This window comes from Alcanivorax sp. S6407 (genome assembly GCF_023016115.1).
Lineage (GTDB): Bacteria > Pseudomonadota > Gammaproteobacteria > Pseudomonadales > Alcanivoracaceae > Alcanivorax.
The window spans coordinates 56,272-74,616 of record NZ_JALKBH010000001.1; the positions used below are offsets into that span (position 1 = coordinate 56,272).

The following is an 18,345-nucleotide window of genomic DNA, read 5'->3' on the forward strand; positions in this document are numbered from 1 at the left end:
GCCCTGGACCATGAAGAACCTTCTTCTTTATTCAGCGGAGAAGACCTGCAGGAGATTCAGCAAGCTGAATCTCCTGCAAAAGCATCGCTATATAATGGATGGCTGAAGTCTTTGTGCTCGGCAAAGAGCCTCTGCGCGGGCAGGGCGCGAGCGGTCACACCCGGCACCATCGCGCTTTGTAGCTTGAAGCTTGAAACTTGTAGCTGCTTTTAACTGACCTTACCTGTAGTCCGTACCCGTCGACTCACCTTCGGCTCATCGCTGGCCTTGGCTTTCTGGATTTCTTTCAGGCGCTTGTCGATCACGTTCTTGCCGGCAATGATCAGGCCCAGGCCGATGAAGGCGCCGGGGGGCAGGATGGCGAGCAGGAAGCCGCCGTAGTTGTCGATCACGTTGAGTTGCCAGTTGGCGGCCATGGGGCCGAACAGCAGCTGCATGTTGGTGAACAGGGTGCCCTGGCCCACCAGTTCGCGCATGCCGCCGAGGATCAACAGAATCACCAGGAAACCCAGCCCCATCATGAAGCCATCCACCGCGGAGGGCAGGATCGGGTTCTTGCTGGCAAAGGCGTCGGCGCGGCCCAGCACGGTACAGTTGGTCACGATCAATGGGATGAAGATGCCAAGGATCTCGTACAGCTCGAAGGTGAACGCCTGCATCAGCATCTCGATTACCGTGGTCATGGCCGCGATGATCATCACGAAGGCGGGCAGACGCACGGCATCGGTGACGTAGTTGCGGATCAGGGACACACACACGTTGGAGCCCACCAGCACTACCAGGGTGGCAAGGCCAAGACCCAGAGCGTTGACTACAGAACCGGTCACGGCCAGCAGTGGACAAAGGCCAAGAATCTGTACGGTGGCCGGGTTGTTATTCCACAGGCCGTCCATGCTTATCTTGCGATAATTTACATCACTCATCACAGACCTCCGCCGCAACGGTTTCAGCATCTGCCGCAAACAGACTGTCGCGGTTGGCGTCGAAATATTGCAGGGCACGATGCACCGCGCCGACCACGGCACGGGGGGTAATGGTGGCCCCGGTGAAACTGTCGAACTCGCCACCGTCTTTCTTCACGGCCCAGCCAGTGTCGGCCGGGTTGTTCAGGGAGCGTCCATCGAAGCTGTAGATCCAGTCGGACTTTTTGGTTTCGATATTGTCACCCAGACCCGGGGTTTCGTTGTGCGGCGGCACGATGCGCACACCGCTGACAGTGCCTTCTGCATTCACGCCCACGATCAGGGCAATATTGCCACCGTAACCATCGGGGGCGGTGGCTTCCAGTACCGCGCCGCTGGCCTGGCCGTTGAGCCGGGCCCGGTAGACATGCTGCTCGCTTCGGCCCAGCAACGGATCAGTGACGGTGAGACGGTCGGCTAGCAGGTCATTGTCGTGCTGGTGCTGGGGCATCACTTCGTTGAGGGAATTCATCAGCGCCTGCTGACGATTGCATTCCACCTTGCCAATGGTCAGCTCGTTGGTGATGGCCAGCGTGGCGGCGGTGCCAATGGCAAACAGGCTGAGGATCACCGCGTTTTTGGTAATGGCCTGGCGCATCATCATTTCGCACCCCCTGCGCCGCGGTTGGGCTTGTTATGACCGTAGGTTCGCGGCTGGGTGTAGTAATCGATAAAGGGGGCGCACAGGTTCAACAACAGCACCGAGAACGCAACCGCATCGGGATAGCCGCCGAAGCTGCGAATTACCCAGATCAGTACCCCAATCAGCAATGCATAGACCAGACGGCCCATGCGGCTGGTGGCTGCGCTGACCGGATCGGTGGCGATGAAAAACGCCCCGAGCATGGCGCCACCGGAGAGCAGGTGGAACAGCGGATCGGCAAAACGCACCGGGTCAATCTGCCAGGCGATAAAGGCGGGCAGGGAAAGGCCTGCCAGGAAGCCGGCAGGGATATGCCAGGTGATGATCTTGCGGCTGATCAGGTAGAGGCCGCCCAGCAGGAACGCCAGGTTGACCCATTCCCAGCCCTGCCCGGCGATGTCGCCGTGGAGGATGCCGTGGCTGGCCAGTTCGCTTTCATTGCCTGCCCAGGTGCGGAAGGTGTCCAGCGGGGTGGCGCCGCTGAGCCCGTCCACCGGCAACTGGCCGGCAAACAACTGCAGGCTTTGCGTGAAGGAGGGCGCTTCACCGGGAGCGATCCACTGGGTCATGGCCACCGGGAAGGAAATCAGCAGCAGCACATAGCCGATCATGGCCGGATTGAACGGGTTCATGCCCAGACCACCATACAGCTGCTTGGCAACGATGATGGCAAAGCCCACCCCTACCAGCGTCAGCCACCAGGGGGCGGTGGGCGGCAGGGCGAGGCCCAGCAGCACGGCGGTGAGGACGGCACTGTAATCTTTCAGATAGAAGGTCACGTTGCGGCCACGGGCCTTCAGGAACAGGCCTTCGCAGACCAGCGCCACGACCACGGCCCAGAGTACATTGATCACGGTGCCCCAGCCGAATTGCCAGGTCAGTACCGCCAGCCCGGGCAATGTGGCGTATATCACCTGACGCATGAAGGCGCCGGTGTTGTTCTTCACCGAAGCGTGGGGCGAAGTGGAGGTAATCAGGCTCATTGGCACACTCCGCGCGCAATATTCGCAAAGGGGCTAAAGGGGCGCGTCAGGCGTCCGGCGTCCAGCATCAGGTGTTTACTCATTCCTCCACCAACCCCTGTTCTTCCACGGCTTGCTTGAGTGCCTTGCGGGCGATCTGGGCTTCCGCTTCCAGTGCTTTCAGTTCGGACTGCAGGGCTTCGAGGGTGTCCTCTGTGCTGCTGCTGCCCAGTTTTTCCAGTTCGATCTTCTTGTCCGCCAGGGCACTTTCTGCCCGGGCCGCTTCCAGCTTGAGGGTCTTCAGATCCTTGCCGGTGTGGGCACGGATATCGGCCTTGGCTTCTTCGATCAGGGCGTCCAGGGCATCGCGGGCGATGTCGGCCTTGTGTTTGAGCTTGTCCACTTTCAGTTGCATGGCGTTCAGCTCATCGGCGGTCACTTCTTCCTTGCGCTCCGCCCGCTCAAAGGCGGCATGGGCTTCCTTGTACTGCTTGTGCGCCATGTTATAGGCCGTCTTCAGGCCTTTAAGACGTTTCTGCCGCTTGGCTGCTGCTGCCGGGTCCACGGCGGCCAGCGCCTGGGGCGCGGTGGCTTCCGGCACCGCGGGCGAATCGGTGGGCACTGGTGGTGCTTTCGGCGTGGCAGGGGCCGACGCCTTGGCTTCACGGAGTTCGGCTTTCCAGTGATCTGCCTCAGCTTTCAAGCGATCCGCCTCTGCGCGCAATTCAGTGGCGTTGTCGGCATCGCTTTCTTCTGCTTCTTTGGCGGCCTTCACAGCGGCCTTGTAGGCCGAAGACACCTCTCCGACTTTCTTCTTCAGCTCGGCCATTGGATCGACGGGAGCAGCCGCAGGTGCGGGCGGCGGGGTGGCGGGCGCATTGGCCTTGGCGTCGCGCAGCTCGGCCTTGAGCTGGTCCGCCGTCGCTTTCAGTGCGTCGGCCTGGCTACGCAGCTCGGCCGCGTTATCGTCGCCGTTGGCTTCCGCTTCCTTGGCCGCTTTGACCGCTGCCTTGTAGGCGGAAGAGGCGTCGCCGACCTGTTTCTTCAGTTCGGCCACCGGATCAACCTGTGGGGCAGCTGGTGCGGCTGCAGGCGCATTGGCCTTGGCATCGCGCAATTCTGCCTTGAGGTTGTCGGCGTTGGCTTTCAGTTCATCAGCCTTGCTGCGTAACTCGGCAGCATTGTCGTCGCCATTGGCTTCCGCTTCCTTGGCCGCTTTGACCGCTGTCTTGTAGGCCGAGGAGGCATCCCCCACCTGTTTCTTCAGCTTGCCAACAATGTCTTCTGCCGGGGCCGCGGCAGGGGCGGCACTGCCGGCCTCTCGCACGGCGGCCTTGGCCTTGTCGGCGATTTCCTTGAGGCGATCGGCTTCGGCCTTCAATTCGCTGGCATTGGCTGCGCCGTCCGCATCGGCGGCCTTGGCAGCCTTCACTGCCGCCTTGTAGGCCTTGGAGGCTTCCAGGGAAGCCTGCTTGAGCGCCGCGGTATCCACCGATGGAGCCGCAGCCGCTTCCTTCTTCTTGCGGTTGGCTTCCAGGCGGGCCTGGCGACGGGCTTCTTTCTCCGCCTTTTCGGCCTCGATGCGGGCTTGGCGAGCCTCGAAACGCAGACGGGCCTTGTCGGCTTTCAGCTGGTCGGCGGCTTGCTGGCGCACCGCGCCCTTGGCGTAGCGGTAGTACTGCACCAGCGGGATATGACTGGGGCAAACATAGGCACAGGCGCCACATTCGATGCAGTCCATCAGGTTGTGGTGCTGGGCCTTTTCCAGATCGTCATTCTTGGCATGCCAGTAGAGCTGCTGGGGCAGCAGGTTGGCGGGGCACACTTCGGCGCATGAACCACAGCGGATACAGGGCTGTTCCGGCGGGGGCTCGGGTAACTCTTCCGCGGTGGCGGCAATAATGCAGTTGGTAGTTTTTACCAGCGGCACACCCGGGTTGTGCAGGGTGAAGCCCATCATCGGCCCGCCCATGACCAGCCGACCCAGGTTTTGCGCGTCCACACCGCCGTGATGCAGCAGGTCACTGACCGGGGTGCCAATCAGCACTTCATAATTGCCGGGGTTGGCGACACTTTCGCCGGTGAGGGTGGTGATGCGCTGAATCAGCGGTTCGCCATGCATTACCGCGCGCTTGATCGCGTAGGCGGTGCCTACGTTCTGGCATACCACACCCACCTGGGCGGGCAGCTGGCCGCTCTTTACTTCCTTGCCGGTGACCAGCTGAATCAACTGTTTCTCACCGCCGGAGGGGTATTTGGTGGGTACCACCCGGATTTCGATATCACAGCCCTTGCAGGCTTGCTTCAGGGCCTTGATGGCTTCGGGCTTGTTATCCTCGATGCCGAGCAGGGTGCGGCGCGGGTTGAGCAGATACTGGAGGATGTGGATACCGGTGATGATCTCGGCAGCACGCTCGCGCATGAGGCGATCATCGGCGGTGATATAGGGCTCGCACTCCACTGCGTTGATGACCAGTTCTTCCACCCGTTGGTGGTCACCCAGATTGACCTTGATGCTGGTCGGGAAGCCGGCGCCGCCCATGCCCGCAATACCGGCATGACGGATGATATCCACCAGCTCGCCGGGGCTGTGTTCGGTATAGTCGCTGATGCCGCTGTGGGCGACCCACTCATCCTTGCCGTCGGTGTCGATGACGATACAGATGGCGTCCATTCCTGAGGGGTGCTGAATGGGGCGGGGGCCAATGGCGCTAACGGTGCCGGAAGTCGGCGCATGAATGGCCGCGCTGACGGCACCCGCCGGTTCGGCAATCATCTGCCCCTTGAGCACCCGGTCACCGGGTTCTACCAGCGGCTTGGCCGGCGCGCCAATATGCATGTTCAGCGGCAACACCAGCTGGGTGGGCAGGGGACCCGCGGCAATCTCGGTACCGTTGGACAGATGCTTCATTTCCGGCGGATGAATCCCGCCATGGAAATCATTAATCATCGCTGGACGCCGGACGCCAAACGCCAGACGCGCAAAAATCGACTTCGGTTTTGAAGTTTTTGCGCCTTCCATCTGAGTCATTTCCAGCCCCCGGTGATGTGGTTCACGGCTGGCAGGCTGCACGGGCTGGGCGTGTTGCATGATGCGTGTTGCGTGCAGCGTCTCATAAATTCACCACCTCGATGCGGCTGTCCGGGCGTTGGCCAATACCTGCCGGGCGGTTCCAGCCCCAGGTCTGCAGGGTCGGTTTCACGGGCACGATGTCGATACAGTCCACGGGGCAGGGTTCCACGCAAAGATCGCAACCGGTGCATTCATCCACGATCACGGTGTGCATCAGCTTGGCGGCGCCGACAATGGCATCCACCGGACAGGCCTGAATGCATTTTGTACAGCCGATACACTCGTCTTCACGGATGTAGGCCACCTTGGCCACGTCGGCGTCTTCGGCACCGTCGTCATCCAGAGTCAATTCATCCCGACCGAGCAAGTCGGTGAGCGCATCCACCGTGTCCTGGCCACCGGGCGGACAGCGGTTGTGCTCTTCACCTTCGGCAATGGCTTCGGCGTAGGGGCGACAGCCCGGATGGCCGCACTGGCCGCACTGGGTTTGTGGCAGCAGGCTGTCGATCTGTTCAACGATGGGATCGCCTTCCACCTTGAACTTTTCGGAAGCGAAACCAAGAATCGCGCCGAATACAGCGGCCAGTCCCAGCAGGGCAGCAACAGCAATCAATACGGCAGTCATTGGCATGCTCCGCATGCAGCCGGATGCCTGACGCCTGACGCCTGACGCAAAGCATCAGTGCGTGTCAGCTGAGGCACGAGGGTTGGCAGAAGGCTCCGAGCCAGCATCAGGCGTCTGGCATCCAGCGTCTGGCGTACAACTTTCATAGCTTGATCAGCCCCGAGAATCCCATAAAGGCCAGTGACATCAGGCCGGCGGTGATCAGGCCGATGCTGGGGCCGCGGAAGGCTTCCGGTACATCGGCCACGGCGATGCGCTCGCGCATGGCGGCGAAGAGCACCAGTACCAGTGAGAAGCCCAGGGCCGCACCGAAGCCGTAGGTCAGCGATGACATGAAGGTGGCATCTTCCTGGCGGACATTGAGCAGAGCCACACCGAGCACGGCGCAGTTGGAAGTAATCAGGGGCAGAAATACGCCCAGTACCCGGTACAGCAGCGGGCTGGCTTTCTTGACGAACATTTCGGTGAATTGCACCGACACCGCGATCACCAGAATAAAGCTGATGGTGCGCAGATACTCCAGCTCGAAGGGCACCAGAATGTAGGCCCAGGTCAGGTAGGAGAGCACGGAAGACAGGGTCAGAACAAAGGTGGTGGCCAGTGACATGCCCATGGCCGTTTCGATCTTGTTCGAAACCCCCATGAACGGACACAGCCCCAGGAACTGCACCAGAACAAAGTTGTTAACCAGCACTGCGCTGATCAATATCAGGACGTATTCGGTCATTTCACCTTTGCTCGCGGGATAAACGCGGTGACGAAAATGTCCGTAACAAGCCGGGCGCCAACACGAAACTCAAGCGCAAACAATAGCTTAACGGATTTTCAGGGCCGCATAGTATGCGCGAGCCCCCAATCAGGCTCAAGAATGATAATGCATAAGCTTAGCGTTTTGACCATGGGTGCCACATTGACCCCAGACACCCGCAGGCTGTGCATTTTACCACCAGGCGGCTTGCCCGTGCTTGCGCTTGCTGTAGCAATCCAGTATCCAGAGAGGTCAAGATCAGAAAGCGCCGGCTTTTTTGTTGGCGCGCAGCCAGGAGAGCACACCCGTGACAGACTTGCCCCGCGATTTTGACCGAGACGGATTGCTGGAATATTCCGTGGTATTCACGGACCGTTCGCTGAACCATATGTCCCAGCAATTCCAGCAGGTGATGCGGGATATCTCTGACAACCTGAAAAAGGTGTACAACGCCGCGACGGTGACCGTGGTGCCGGGTGGCGGCAGTTTCGGTATGGAAGCGGTGGCTCGCCAGTTCGCCACGGGCCAGCATTGCCTGGTGATTCGCAACGGCTTCTTCAGCTTCCGCTGGAGCCAGATATTCGAGATGGGCAAGATTCCGGCATCCGAGACGGTGCTCAAGGCTCGCCCTGTTGACGATAGCCCCAATGCACCCTTTGCTCCGGCCCCCATTGATGAGGTAGTGGCTGCCATCAAGGCGGAAAAACCCGGTGTGGTCTTTGCCCCCCATGTGGAAACCGCTTCCGGCATTATTCTCCCCGATGCTTACCTGAAGCAGGTGGCCGAGGCTGTACATAGCGTTGGTGGCTTGTTCGTGCTGGACTGCATTGCCTCCGGCACCATCTGGGTAGACATGAAGGCCATTGGCGTGGATGTGCTGATCAGTGCGCCGCAAAAGGGCTGGAGTTCATCTCCCTGTAGTGCTCTCGTGATGATGAGTGAGGCGGCGGATCAGCGGCTTCAGGAGACCATCTCTACCAGCTTTGCGGCGGATCTGCGCAAATGGCGTGACATCATGGTCGCCTACGAAAATGGCGGTCATGCCTACCATGCCACCATGCCCACCGATGCCCTGCGCGGCTTCCGTGACACCATGATGGAAACGATCAGCGAAGGCCTGACGGCAGTGAAGGAACGGCAGTGGAAGCTGGGCATGGCGGTGCGTGATCTGCTGGCCGAGCGTGGTTTTGCCAGCGTGGCTGCGCCGGGTTTCGAGGCACCCGGGGTGGTGGTGTCCTATACCTCTGACGATGCCATCAAGAGTGGCGCGGCCTTCGTGAAGCTGGGCATGCAGACGGCAGGCGGTGTGCCTCTCATGTGTGACGAACCGGCCGATTTCAAGACCTTCCGGGTTGGGCTGTTCGGGCTCGACAAGCTGGGCGATGTGGATGCGGCAGTAGCGCGATTGAGACAGGCGCTGGACCAGTTGTGAATCCGTTGATAGTGGACAGTTGATCCTTGACAGCGAAAGGCAATAAATCAACAAGAAACGGTGACGCTGTTGTCTTGCTTCATGGCCTCGCGCGAACTGCGCGGGCCATGAAGAAGATGGAGAGGGCGCTGAGCGAGAGCGGTTATATCGTGATCAATCAGGGTTATCCGTCCACCCGTTATTCCATTCCCGAGCTGGCTGCACAGACTTTGCCGAAAGCGCTGGCCCGTTGCCCGGATCAGGGCAGCATTCATTTTGTGACCCATTCCATGGGCGGGATTTTGTTGCGCCAGTACCTCCGTGAGAATGCGCTGCCTCGCCTTGGCCGCACCGTCATGCTGGGCCCACCCAACCAGGGCAGTGAAGTGGTGGACCGGCTGGGCAGTTGGGCGCCGTTCCGCTGGGTCAACGGCCCAGCCGGCAGCCAGATGGGCACCAGCGCCAGCAGCCTGCCGATTCAGCTTGGTGCAGTGGATTTTCCGCTCGGTATCATTGCAGGCGACCAGACCATCAACTTCCTGCTTTCCACCCTGTTGCCGGGGCCCAATGATGGCAAGGTCACGGTGGAGCGAACCAAAGTAGAAGGCATGGCTGATCATCGGGTACTGCCGGTGACGCATCCGTTCATGATGCAGAACAAGGTGGTGATTGAGCAGGTGAAAGCCTTTCTGGCCAGCGGAGCCTTTGTTTAGCGCAGAGAAAAAAAGCACAGAATAACAGCTATACCGCATCATCTTATTGGGGAATAGGAGGGGAACTGATGCTGAGTATTGTCGATAAAGAGGCGGATAACGCCTTTCTTCGCCGTAAAAAGATGTCGGTCAGGAACAAATTCAAACCGACCCAATCCGCCACCATTGAAGAAGCAAATCTGCTTTGCACCTGGCTGGCGGTCACCGGGCGTACCGATGAAGCCTGTGACATCCTGCGTGGCTATGCGGAAAAAATCCCGCTGGAGCGATCCCGCCGGGAGCGGGCGGAGGCGGCCTGCAAGGCGATGCTGTTGCTGGCATGGCTGGAAAAGAAACGTGGCAACAAGGCCGAGAGTGACAGGCTAAGCCAGTGGGCCTTGACCCAGGATCTGATCACCGGTGCCCGTCGTGAAGACAAGAAAACCCTGTTCTGGCGCCACGTGGAGGGATTCAACACGGTGGCAGAGATGATCGACTTCTGCGACATGAAACATAACGACATCTGCGTGATTTACGCGGAGCATCTGCTGGAGTTCGTCTACTTTGCGCAGCTGGGGGAGCACTTCGAAGAGTTCACTCCTTCCGACCAGCTGATGCTGATCGCGGTGATGACAGAGAATATCCAGGTGCTGGAAGCGCAGGTGTTGGGGATGTGACGGCGGCTATCTGGCTGACAGCAGCTGCACTCTTCCGTTTGTCCTGCCCGTCTGCCGTGTCGCCTCCACGACCGTCCACAGTACTGTGATTCGCCGCCTTGCAATGAAAGTGTCAGGCGCTGGTGTGGTAAAGTAGCGGCTCAGTCTTAACCCCGGATGCCCCCATGCTCGTATACCTCCTCGTGGCCTGCGACGGCCTGGATGAAAAACAGGAAAAGAAGCTCAAGCGCAATATGCCTGATGTACAGGCGGCGCTGCAGGCGTTTGTGGACGAGAATGAGGCCGCCTCGCTGATCAACGACTGTGAGTCCGACGAACTGGAAGATTGGCAGCTGGGAATCAGTCAGCCGATCAAGAAAAAGGCCGATCTCAAGCCCCTGGTGACGTTGTTCAATGATCTCGCGAAGCAATATGGTTTCGATTGCGAGGCCGGTTCCATTGAAGATGGCGAGCGGGACCCGGTGAGTTATTTTGGCAAGCAGGAAGGGCAGGGGGATGCGTTTCTGATTGCGGCATACCTGGGGCTGTAGCAGGTTTTCCACCCTTGCGGGACCAGGTGAAGCCGTTTTTCATCCTGTCTGAAATCGTCAATTCTCTTTTTATTCCGGGCTTGGAGCTTCCGCTGCCGGGTGTTTACGCTTTTGACTCGTATTGCTCACTGTGGGAGATCCGATGAACAAGAATGAAAGGATGCTGTGCTGGGGCTATGGCGCTATTGCAATGATCGCGCTGGTGGCGACCTGGAGCAACAACATTGCCTTCGCGATGGAGACCGGCAGCTTGTCACTGATTCCCTTTGTCGAAGCGCTGTATGTGAACCATGCGGCGGCGTCCATCGCCAACGATATCCTGCTGTTGTGTGTTTCGGCCTTTATCTTCATGGTGCATGAAGCCCGACGGGTCGGGGTACGCCATGTGTGGGTCTATATCCTGCTGTCCGGGATGATCGCCATTGCGGTCATGTTTCCGGTGTTCCTGATTGCCAGGCAAAAAGCCATCGCGGCACGCCGGGGGCGAGACGCCTGATTTATCGGGCATTTGCGCGTCAGACGTCCGGCATCCAGCGTCTACCGTGCCGTCATCCCGCCATCCACGGCCAGCGCCTGTCCGGTGACAAAGCTGGCCAGCGGTGAGGCCAGCCACACTACTGCGTTGGCAATCTCCTCCGGTTTGCCCATGCGGTTCATGGGATGCAGGGCCGCGAACTGGGCCTCCATGTCGGGCGTTTCACCGGTAATACGATCAATCATTTCGGTCTTGATGGCACCGGGGCAGACGGCATTGACGCGAATATTCTGTTCGGCATATTCCAGTGCGGCGGTGCGGGTGAGCTGCACCACGCCACCTTTTGAGGCGCAGTAAGCCGGCAACCCGGGAAAGCCCACCAGGCCCGCCACGGAGGCCATGTTGACGATGGCGCCGTGGCCCTGTTCTGCCATCAGGCCCAATTGAGTCTGCATACACAGGAAGACACCGCGCAGATTGGTGGCCAGGGTGCGGTCAAAGTTGTCCAGCGGGCAGTCCGCGGTAGGGGCCTGGGCGCCTTCAATGCCGGCATTGTTACAGGCGGCATCGAGTCGGCCGAAGTGAGCGAAGCCGCGGCGGTGCAATTCCGTCACATCCTCCGGGTCACTCACATCAGCACTGACAAACAGAATGTCCCGCCCGGTGATTTCACGCAGGGCATCGGCGCTGTTTTCGCCTCGGGCAGCATCCTTGTCGGTCAGAATCAGATTGCAGCCCGCACGGGCGAAGGCTTCGGCAACGGCATAGCCAATGCCGGTGGCGGAACCGCTGACCAGGGCAACGGCAGATTCACTGAACATGACAACCTCCATGTGTCCTATCAAGTGTGTACTCTCAAGCGATACCTTCGACTCTACGCCGCTTCACCCCAAAAAACTTGATGTGCGGCAAGAGATTGGCACCCGCTGAGTGAAAAGTAATGGATAAAGGCTGAAATTTAGTCGGTCAGTGCTGATCTGTAGGCAATGGCTTACAGACAGGGGCAGGGCTTTTGAACAAAATGAACACCGTTCGAGATCCGCTGGCCTGTTTGCCCGTGAATCCGCTAAACCTGCCCAGAAGAGACATGAATGAACTCTCTCCATGCTGCCCTGATCGATGCCGCCCATGAAGCCGCCAAACGCCCCGCTTTTTACAAGGCGCTGATGGATTCGGAGGTGTTTGTCATTGGTCACACCGGGGCCGCATCCGGGGCCAGCGGAAGGCAGTCACTTGCGCCAGGGGATAATGTGTCCCTGGCTAACTGGGAAAAGGCAGATGGGACAGCCGTGATTCCGTTCTTTACCCATCTGGAAGCCCTGCAAATGGCCATCGACAGCGAGACCGGTTATCTGTGCCTGCCAGCGCAAAGCCTGTTCGAAATGACCCGGGGTGCCACGCTGTTTCTGAACCCGAAATCCGATTATGGCAAGGAGTTCACCCCCCATGAGGTGGAAGCCCTGCTGGAAACCGGCATGAATCAACAGCCACAGCGCCGGGTGGTGGAAAAGGAGACCCGGGTGATGCTGGGTCAGCCTGCGGAGTATCCCCAGGCCATGGTGGATGCCCTGTGCAAGCTATTGCCTGAGCATCCCTCTGTCAGCGCCGCTTACATGTGTCTGATGCATAACCCCGAAGAGAGCGAGATTCCGACGCTGGTGGTCGGTTTTCAAGGCGAAGACCTGCAACAGCCCATGCGTGAGGCAGGTTCCGTTGTGGTAGATACCGCACCGGAAGGTCAGCCAGTGGATTTCGTGATTGTGGAGCAGGGGGCCGCCGGTGTGGCAGGTTATATGCTGGAAAATCAGGCGTTTTACCGGGTTGCCGACAAGGTGACGCCTCACTGATGATGGATTGACGGCGTAAGTTATGGTTTATCGCGGATTAGCGGGAAGGGGTGATGAGTGAATGCCCCGTCCTGATCCAGCTCAGAGGTCGCGGGATGCCAGAAGCCAGACGCCTGACGATAAAGTCACAACACAGGGTCATAGCCTGCGGCTGCGCTTCCTTTACCCGTTATCGGGATAGCAGTCAGGCAGAACACTCTACGTTGTGGAGAATGTTCTTCCCGGCATCAGGCGTCGAGCGTCTGGCGTAGAGAGAGGACGTTATCACCGGGCAGGAAAACCCAAAGGGCGTTGTGTTGACGTAATGCCGCAATGAACCACATTTTTTGACGCCTGCAGATACGCAAAGGAGTTGCTTATGCAGTGCCCCAGCTGTGAAGAACCCATGACACCGGGGACCGTGGCGGCGCCACTTTCCCTGTGGTCACTGTTAATGCCGTGGCGAAGGCGACTGAGCCATTTGTATTTCCGCGCGGCGTCCCCCTGTGCCGGCAAGGAACGAATTCTGGGTAACGGTATTTGGCATCAGGCCTGTCGGTGCCGGCTTTGCGGCACGGTGATCCTGATTCCCGGCAATCGCTGATAGCAAAACATCGAATTGACAGAGGTTAGCGCTGGCGTTTGATGACGTTTCCGGCATAGCCTTCTCTCAAAGCAATCCACTCAGGAGGTCGTCGTGACGCAGGGAGCCAGTGTGCTGTTTCTTTCCCATGGTGGTGGGCCGATGCCCTTGCTGGGGGATCCCGGCCATACCGAGATGGTGGCTTGTCTGCAGGAGATTGCCGGGCAACTTCCCCGGCCTGAGGCCATTGTCGTGGTGAGTGCCCACTGGGAAGAGGCTGTGGCCAGTGTCACTACGTCGGCCAAACCAGACCTGATCTATGACTATTACGGTTTCCCTGACGCAGCCTACAGTGTGACCTATCCTTGCCCCGGTGAGCCGACGCTGGCGGCCGAGGTGCTGGCGGCATTGCAACAGCAGGGCATCGAGGCAAGGGCCGATGACACCCGCGGGCTGGACCACGGCCTGTTTGTGCCGTTAAAACTGATGTATCCGCAGGCAGATATTCCCTGTATCCAGCTGTCGTTGCTCAATTCCCTGGATCCGGAATCCCATCTGCGCCTGGGGGAAGCACTCAAGCCCCTGGCTGACAAGAATGTTCTGGTGATTGGCTCCGGCTTTTCTTTCCACAATATGCGCGCGTTCTTTGGCATGCGTACGGCGGAGGCGGAGAGCCTCAACCGTCAATTCGAGGACTGGCTGCAGGAAACCTGTACGGCTGACATGCCGGAAAGCGAGCGGCGTCAGCGCCTGGCAGACTGGGCCCTGGCTCCGGGTGCGGGTTTTTGCCACCCGAGAGAAGAGCACCTGATGCCGCTACATGTGTGTTATGGCCTGGCCGGTAAAGCCTGTACACAGTCCTTCAGGCTGGAGATCGTTGAGCGTCACGCCAGCATGTATTTGTGGCGCTAGGTACGCACGGCTAGCGAGATGCGGTCGTCCACTTCAGTGGCTGACCGCATAGCGGCTGTCCCGCTGTTCATTTTCCAGTTCCCGGGTACGGCGGTGCAGCAGCTCGGTCTGGTTCTCCAGTTCTTCATTCATCACCCGCAACTCTTCCTGCTGAGATTGCAGCTCTTCCTCGGATGCCCGGAGACGTTCGGCCTGCTGCTGGCTTTCGCGAAGCATGGTGGCCAGATCGGCATTCACCAGTGCGGTGTTCAACGCGATGGCGATGGCTTCGCTGGCGTGTTGCAAGAAGGGGGCTGTGTTGTCAGGCAAGGCTCCGGCGGCGGCCATTTCGACGACACCATAAACCTGCTCGTTCCAGATCAGCGGGGTCACCAGCAGGCTGCCAGGACGGGCGCTGACGCTGCCGGTGGTAATCAGCAGATAATCCGTGGGCAGGTTATGCAGCGTACGCTGCTTTCTGTCCCTGGCGCACTGCCCCACGATTCCTTCGCCCATGGCCAGCGTGTTATCACGCTGACTCAGATCGGCGATGCCGTAGCTGGCACGGCACTGCAACTGCCCATTGCGATGGATATGGAGCGTGCCGATATGGGCCTTGAAGGTGTTGCATAAAAAGCGAATCACCTGCTCGCACAGTGCATCGGTATTCTTGACGCCCTGCAGCACGCTCCCCAGTTCCGACATGAGCGCCTGGGTATGATGCTCACGGGCCATGGCTTCACCTTTTTCCAGCAGGTTTATGCGCATGTCTTCCAGAGCGTAGAGCAGGTCGCCGATCTCGTTACCCGGCACATCACCAATGGCGGTATCCAGATTACCTTCGCGAAGTTGCTGTGCCGTCGCCTGGGCATGGCTGAAGTGACGGTTAAGCTGGCGGATGAATAGTGCCAGCGAAACCAGCACCAGCAACATGATGGCGATGATGGAGGCCGTGCTCTGGATGCGCGCGTCACCAAGACGTTCTTGCAGGTGGATGTTGAGTTGCCTGGCCACTGCCAGGAAATGTTGCTCTGCCTGACTGGCGGCGTCGTTCAATTTTCCGGTCAGCCCGGTGTCGGCGGTCAGCCCGATTTCCCGTTGCAGTTGGGCCATGGTGTTGAAGCTGGCAGTGTAGGCACGCAGGGATTGCTGGGTGGCAGCCTGCACCTGATTACTCAGGTCCGACATGAAGATCTTGCCGCGGAAATGTGAGAGGGCAACCATGAACTGGTTAATGGCGCGCTCGTCTCGATAGAGCAAGAAGTCCTTTTCGTGCTGGCGTAATTGCAGCAGCGCAACAGCTAGTTCCGGGTGCGATTTGACCACATCAAGAACGCGTTCTGCTGCGGCGTTGAGCTCACCGGAATGCCCTTGATGGCGATCAAGTCCGATCTCGGTCTGCTTGGCTACCACTGCCTCAAAATCGGCTTTTACCTGCTGGAACTGCTGGCCGGCTGCGATCATGTCGGTGGCATCAAAGCCTGCCTGGCTGAGGTGCTGGATCAGTTGCTGGTGCTGCTGTGCCAGTTGCGAAAAATCCCTGCGAAAGCTGTCTGCATGGCGCATTTGTCGCGAGCTGGCGAAGTCATCCATCTGCTGGCGCAGGGTCTGGAGCTGGCGGCTCAGATCCACGGTCAGGGATTGCAGGGCTGTGTCTTCCGTGATGCGTCGCTGGTAGTGCTGATCCAGTAGCCAGATCATTGCCAGCGCGGCAGCGATTCCGGCTGCCAGCAGCCACAATCCCTGCTTGATGGACAAGCGAAAGCGGAAAGTGCGGTGCATGGTGGCGCTTCTCATGAGTAAAAAACTGCATTTTAAGAAGCTTGTGTGACAGTTGGATTACGGTTCGTGGAACGAGGAGGGGAGCTGTGAGCTGACAGCTACGAGCTACAAGCTACAAGCTACAAGCTACAAGCTACAAGCTACAAGCTACAAGCTACAAGCTACAAGCTACGCTTGATTGGAATAAGAAAGGCCGAAAAGTTCCCGGCTTTTACGAAGAATGGAAAAGACTTCCAGATCGTTGATTTCGGCGCAAGCAGATAACCTGTGCACCATGTAGGAACGTAGCGTAGCGGAGTAACGCACGTAGTGCGGCCCGAAGGGTGAGCGAAGCGAATAACCCATGCTTGCATGGCGATCCGAGCCTAAGCGAGGTATGGATTCCAGAGACGCTGTTAGCATCTCCGCTGACATTTCAATAACGCCAAAAAAAACACCACGAGATTCACCAAAGAAACCACAGCGCTCACCAGGATTGGAAATGGTTATTCTCAGTGAACGCTGTGACCTCTGTGGTGAAATCACCTTTGCTTCCGGTAAAAGATCAGGCGGCGCTTTTCTCTCCGGGGGGGGCGTATTCGCTGGCGTCGGTGGTGTATTCGGCGTGGCCGTATTCTACCAGCAGCTCCTTGATGCGCTTGACCAGAATCCGGTCAGCGATCTTGTTGGCGATGGGGATGTCCTGAAGAATCCGGAACGCCGTGAGGCGAGGTAATACGAAGAAGTTACCCACGGTGAACAGGGCATAATCGAACAGATGCGGCTCGACGCCCATTTCCCTTGCCTTGGACTTGTCCTTGCGGCCGAGAAAGGCTTCGGTAAAGAACACTTTGGAGTAGCTACGCTCCACCATGTTGTGCACCTTGCTGAGCAGGGTCTTGTCCTTGGGCCGGTACACGGACATGGTGGCGCGGGTCAGGCCCCCGCAGGTGTCGTTATCGTAGCCTTCGCGCAGGGTGCCGGAGTAGGTCAGCATGGTATCGATGATGTCCTGTGCGTTGGCCGGCAACAGGTCTTCCGGTAGACCGAGCAGGAAGCACTGATAGCGGGACAGCTCGACGATGGCCCTTTCATTGGCGGTAAATTTGCTGCGCCCCTTGCGCATGGCCTTGAAGGCCGTCAGGTAGGCAGGCATCGTGCCGGCGGGCATCTGGTCCACCTGGGGAATCGGAATGCCATAGACGGCGGGATCCCAGGGACCGCCCTTATCAGGAGTGGAGCGCTTGAGAATGTTGAAGCGCACCATGGAGTGCATCAGCCGCACCATGGCCGCCGCCTTGAAGCCGGGCCCAAAACGCTCCAGCGCACCGGGCAAGGTGGCGGTGGTGAAGAAGCTGGAAGTTTCATTGATGCGCTGGTTGACGGACTCGTTGCCCAGGGTGCCGGTGATGGCCATGGGCAGGCCGGAGTACTTGTTCATGAACGTGGCGACAAAGGCGCCACGGATAATCCATGGCGCCAGGTTGGCCATCTGGTTGCGGCTCAGACGGGCGCCTTCACGGACCAGATCCATGTCTACCCAGTCCGGGGTGTCTTCCATGGCATGAATAAAGTCCTTCAGTTCCTGCGGGGCACCTTCCACCGCATCCAGCCCTTCATCGCAGGCCTTCTTGAGCATGGTGATCAGGTTCCTGAAACCGTATTGCGGCATCAGGGCAGCATAGGCGTCGGCTACCGTGTCACCCAAAAGGGTGTAAGCACGGGCACGTTCCACCTTTTCCTTGTCTTCCAGAATACCGGGGCGGTACTTGCCGGCAAACTTGCTCGGCAGGCTGCTACGAACTGCCATGTCGTCGGTAAATCGCTCTGGGGTGGCATCAAAATCGATGTCACCGTAAAGGGATGGAATCAGGGTTTTCTGGGCGCGCACTTTTTCCCAGAGTGCATCCAGTGATGTAGCCATGTGGACCTCGTAGTGAATACGGTCATTTAAGGTAATACATAGCGTTTACCCTGCTGCCGGGCAAGAGCCGAAACTGACGCCTTGGGAACGGGTGGGTTTTTGGCGCGGAATGACTCAGAAAAGGAAACACGGGGAAGGGGAATGTTGAGAGGCGAGCTACGAGCTACGAGCTACAAGCTACAAGCTACAAGCTACAAGCTACAAGCTACGCTTGCTTGGATAAAGAAACCCGAAAAGTTCCCGGGTTTTCAGCCTTTCTACGTAGCAGCTGTAGGAACGTAGCGTAGCGGAGTAACGCACGTAGTGCGGCCCGCAGGGTGAGCGGAGCGAATAACGAGCCTGCTCGCGATCCGAGCCTAAGCGAGGTATGGATTCCAGAGACGCTGTTCGAATCGTGAGTTGGCTTGCAAACGAAGCATTCCCCTGGCTCGACCAAAACCGCTTCGCGTGCAAGCACGCTCCCACAATGTCTCCCTTCCCCGCTTGCCTTTCGCATGTTGCGTGAAACGTGAAGCGTGATGCAGCGCAGAGCGCCCAAGAAAAATGCCTGGACCGTAAGGCC

The 18,345-nt window shown here is 58.8% G+C and carries 17 protein-coding genes; 8 read left to right on the forward strand and 9 right to left on the reverse strand.

Features of this window, described 5'->3' with window-relative positions:
* Window positions 1-209 precede the first annotated feature (209 nt).
* From MWU49_RS00245 to rsxA, 6 genes are all read right to left on the reverse strand, one after another.
* Complete coding sequence (locus tag MWU49_RS00245; RefSeq protein ID WP_246966772.1) at window positions 210-923, reverse strand: electron transport complex subunit E; 714 nt, start codon at window positions 921-923, stop codon at window positions 210-212.
* Entirely contained in the window at window positions 916-1,566 is a 651-nt protein-coding gene (gene rsxG / locus MWU49_RS00250; protein WP_348646681.1) for an electron transport complex subunit RsxG, read from the reverse strand. The genes MWU49_RS00245 and rsxG overlap by 8 nt, the downstream gene beginning before the upstream one ends.
* The gene (gene rsxD / locus MWU49_RS00255) at window positions 1,563-2,588 is read right to left on the reverse strand and encodes an electron transport complex subunit RsxD (RefSeq protein WP_246966774.1); all 1,026 of its coding nucleotides are present in this window, start codon (window positions 2,586-2,588) and stop codon (window positions 1,563-1,565) included. Before rsxD ends, rsxG begins: the two co-directional genes overlap by 4 nt.
* 79 nt (window positions 2,589-2,667) lie before the next feature.
* Complete coding sequence (gene rsxC, locus MWU49_RS00260) at window positions 2,668-5,517, reverse strand: electron transport complex subunit RsxC (protein ID WP_246966776.1); 2,850 nt, start codon at window positions 5,515-5,517, stop codon at window positions 2,668-2,670.
* 163 nt (window positions 5,518-5,680) lie between these two features.
* The gene (gene rsxB, locus MWU49_RS00265) at window positions 5,681-6,265 is read right to left on the reverse strand and encodes an electron transport complex subunit RsxB (protein ID WP_246966778.1); all 585 of its coding nucleotides are present in this window, start codon (window positions 6,263-6,265) and stop codon (window positions 5,681-5,683) included.
* A gap of 142 nt (window positions 6,266-6,407) precedes the next feature.
* Window positions 6,408-6,992: an electron transport complex subunit RsxA gene (gene rsxA / locus MWU49_RS00270; protein ID WP_246966780.1), complete on the reverse strand. Its 585-nt coding sequence runs from the start codon at window positions 6,990-6,992 to the stop codon at window positions 6,408-6,410.
* 328 nt (window positions 6,993-7,320) lie between these two features.
* Between rsxA and MWU49_RS00275 the strand changes: the two genes are divergently transcribed.
* The 5 genes from MWU49_RS00275 to MWU49_RS00295 all read left to right on the forward strand — a co-directional run bounded on the left by MWU49_RS00275 (window position 7,321) and on the right by MWU49_RS00295 (window position 10,819).
* Window positions 7,321-8,445, forward strand: coding sequence for an aminotransferase class V-fold PLP-dependent enzyme (locus MWU49_RS00275; protein WP_246966782.1), 1,125 nt, complete (start codon window positions 7,321-7,323; stop codon window positions 8,443-8,445).
* Between the two features lie 74 nt (window positions 8,446-8,519).
* Window positions 8,520-9,137: an alpha/beta hydrolase gene (locus MWU49_RS00280; RefSeq protein ID WP_281501978.1), complete on the forward strand. Its 618-nt coding sequence runs from the start codon at window positions 8,520-8,522 to the stop codon at window positions 9,135-9,137.
* Window positions 9,138-9,205: 68 nt separating this feature from the next.
* Complete coding sequence (locus MWU49_RS00285; protein WP_246966786.1) at window positions 9,206-9,793, forward strand: hypothetical protein; 588 nt, start codon at window positions 9,206-9,208, stop codon at window positions 9,791-9,793.
* 164 nt (window positions 9,794-9,957) lie between these two features.
* Window positions 9,958-10,323: a hypothetical protein gene (locus MWU49_RS00290; RefSeq protein WP_246966787.1), complete on the forward strand. Its 366-nt coding sequence runs from the start codon at window positions 9,958-9,960 to the stop codon at window positions 10,321-10,323.
* 142 nt (window positions 10,324-10,465) lie between these two features.
* Window positions 10,466-10,819 carry a DUF2834 domain-containing protein gene (locus MWU49_RS00295; RefSeq protein WP_246966789.1) on the forward strand — a complete coding sequence of 118 codons (354 nt, stop codon included), beginning with the start codon at window positions 10,466-10,468 and terminating at the stop codon, window positions 10,817-10,819.
* Window positions 10,820-10,860: 41 nt separating this feature from the next.
* Here MWU49_RS00295 and MWU49_RS00300 read toward each other — a convergent pair whose 3' ends face one another.
* Window positions 10,861-11,619 (reverse strand): glucose 1-dehydrogenase, encoded by a 759-nt coding sequence (locus MWU49_RS00300; protein WP_246966791.1) that lies wholly within the window; start codon window positions 11,617-11,619, stop codon window positions 10,861-10,863.
* A 270-nt stretch (window positions 11,620-11,889) separates the two neighbouring features.
* Here MWU49_RS00300 and MWU49_RS00305 point away from each other — a divergent pair, with 270 nt between their 5' ends.
* The 3 genes from MWU49_RS00305 to MWU49_RS00315 all read left to right on the forward strand — a co-directional run bounded on the left by MWU49_RS00305 (window position 11,890) and on the right by MWU49_RS00315 (window position 14,119).
* Window positions 11,890-12,645 (forward strand): enhanced serine sensitivity protein SseB C-terminal domain-containing protein, encoded by a 756-nt coding sequence (locus tag MWU49_RS00305; RefSeq protein WP_246966792.1) that lies wholly within the window; start codon window positions 11,890-11,892, stop codon window positions 12,643-12,645.
* A gap of 358 nt (window positions 12,646-13,003) precedes the next feature.
* The gene (locus MWU49_RS00310; protein ID WP_246966793.1) at window positions 13,004-13,228 is read left to right on the forward strand and encodes a hypothetical protein; all 225 of its coding nucleotides are present in this window, start codon (window positions 13,004-13,006) and stop codon (window positions 13,226-13,228) included.
* Window positions 13,229-13,321: 93 nt separating this feature from the next.
* Window positions 13,322-14,119, forward strand: a complete 798-nt coding sequence (locus tag MWU49_RS00315; RefSeq protein ID WP_246966794.1) for a class III extradiol ring-cleavage dioxygenase — start codon at window positions 13,322-13,324, stop codon at window positions 14,117-14,119.
* A gap of 33 nt (window positions 14,120-14,152) precedes the next feature.
* Here MWU49_RS00315 and MWU49_RS00320 read toward each other — a convergent pair whose 3' ends face one another.
* Both MWU49_RS00320 and MWU49_RS00325 read right to left on the reverse strand, forming a co-directional pair.
* On the reverse strand, window positions 14,153-15,880 hold the full coding sequence (locus MWU49_RS00320) for a GAF domain-containing protein (RefSeq protein ID WP_246966795.1): 1,728 nt from the start codon (window positions 15,878-15,880) through the stop codon (window positions 14,153-14,155).
* A 544-nt stretch (window positions 15,881-16,424) separates the two neighbouring features.
* Window positions 16,425-17,783, reverse strand: a complete 1,359-nt coding sequence (locus MWU49_RS00325; RefSeq protein WP_246966796.1) for an oxygenase MpaB family protein — start codon at window positions 17,781-17,783, stop codon at window positions 16,425-16,427.
* Window positions 17,784-18,345: the final 562 nt, after the last annotated feature.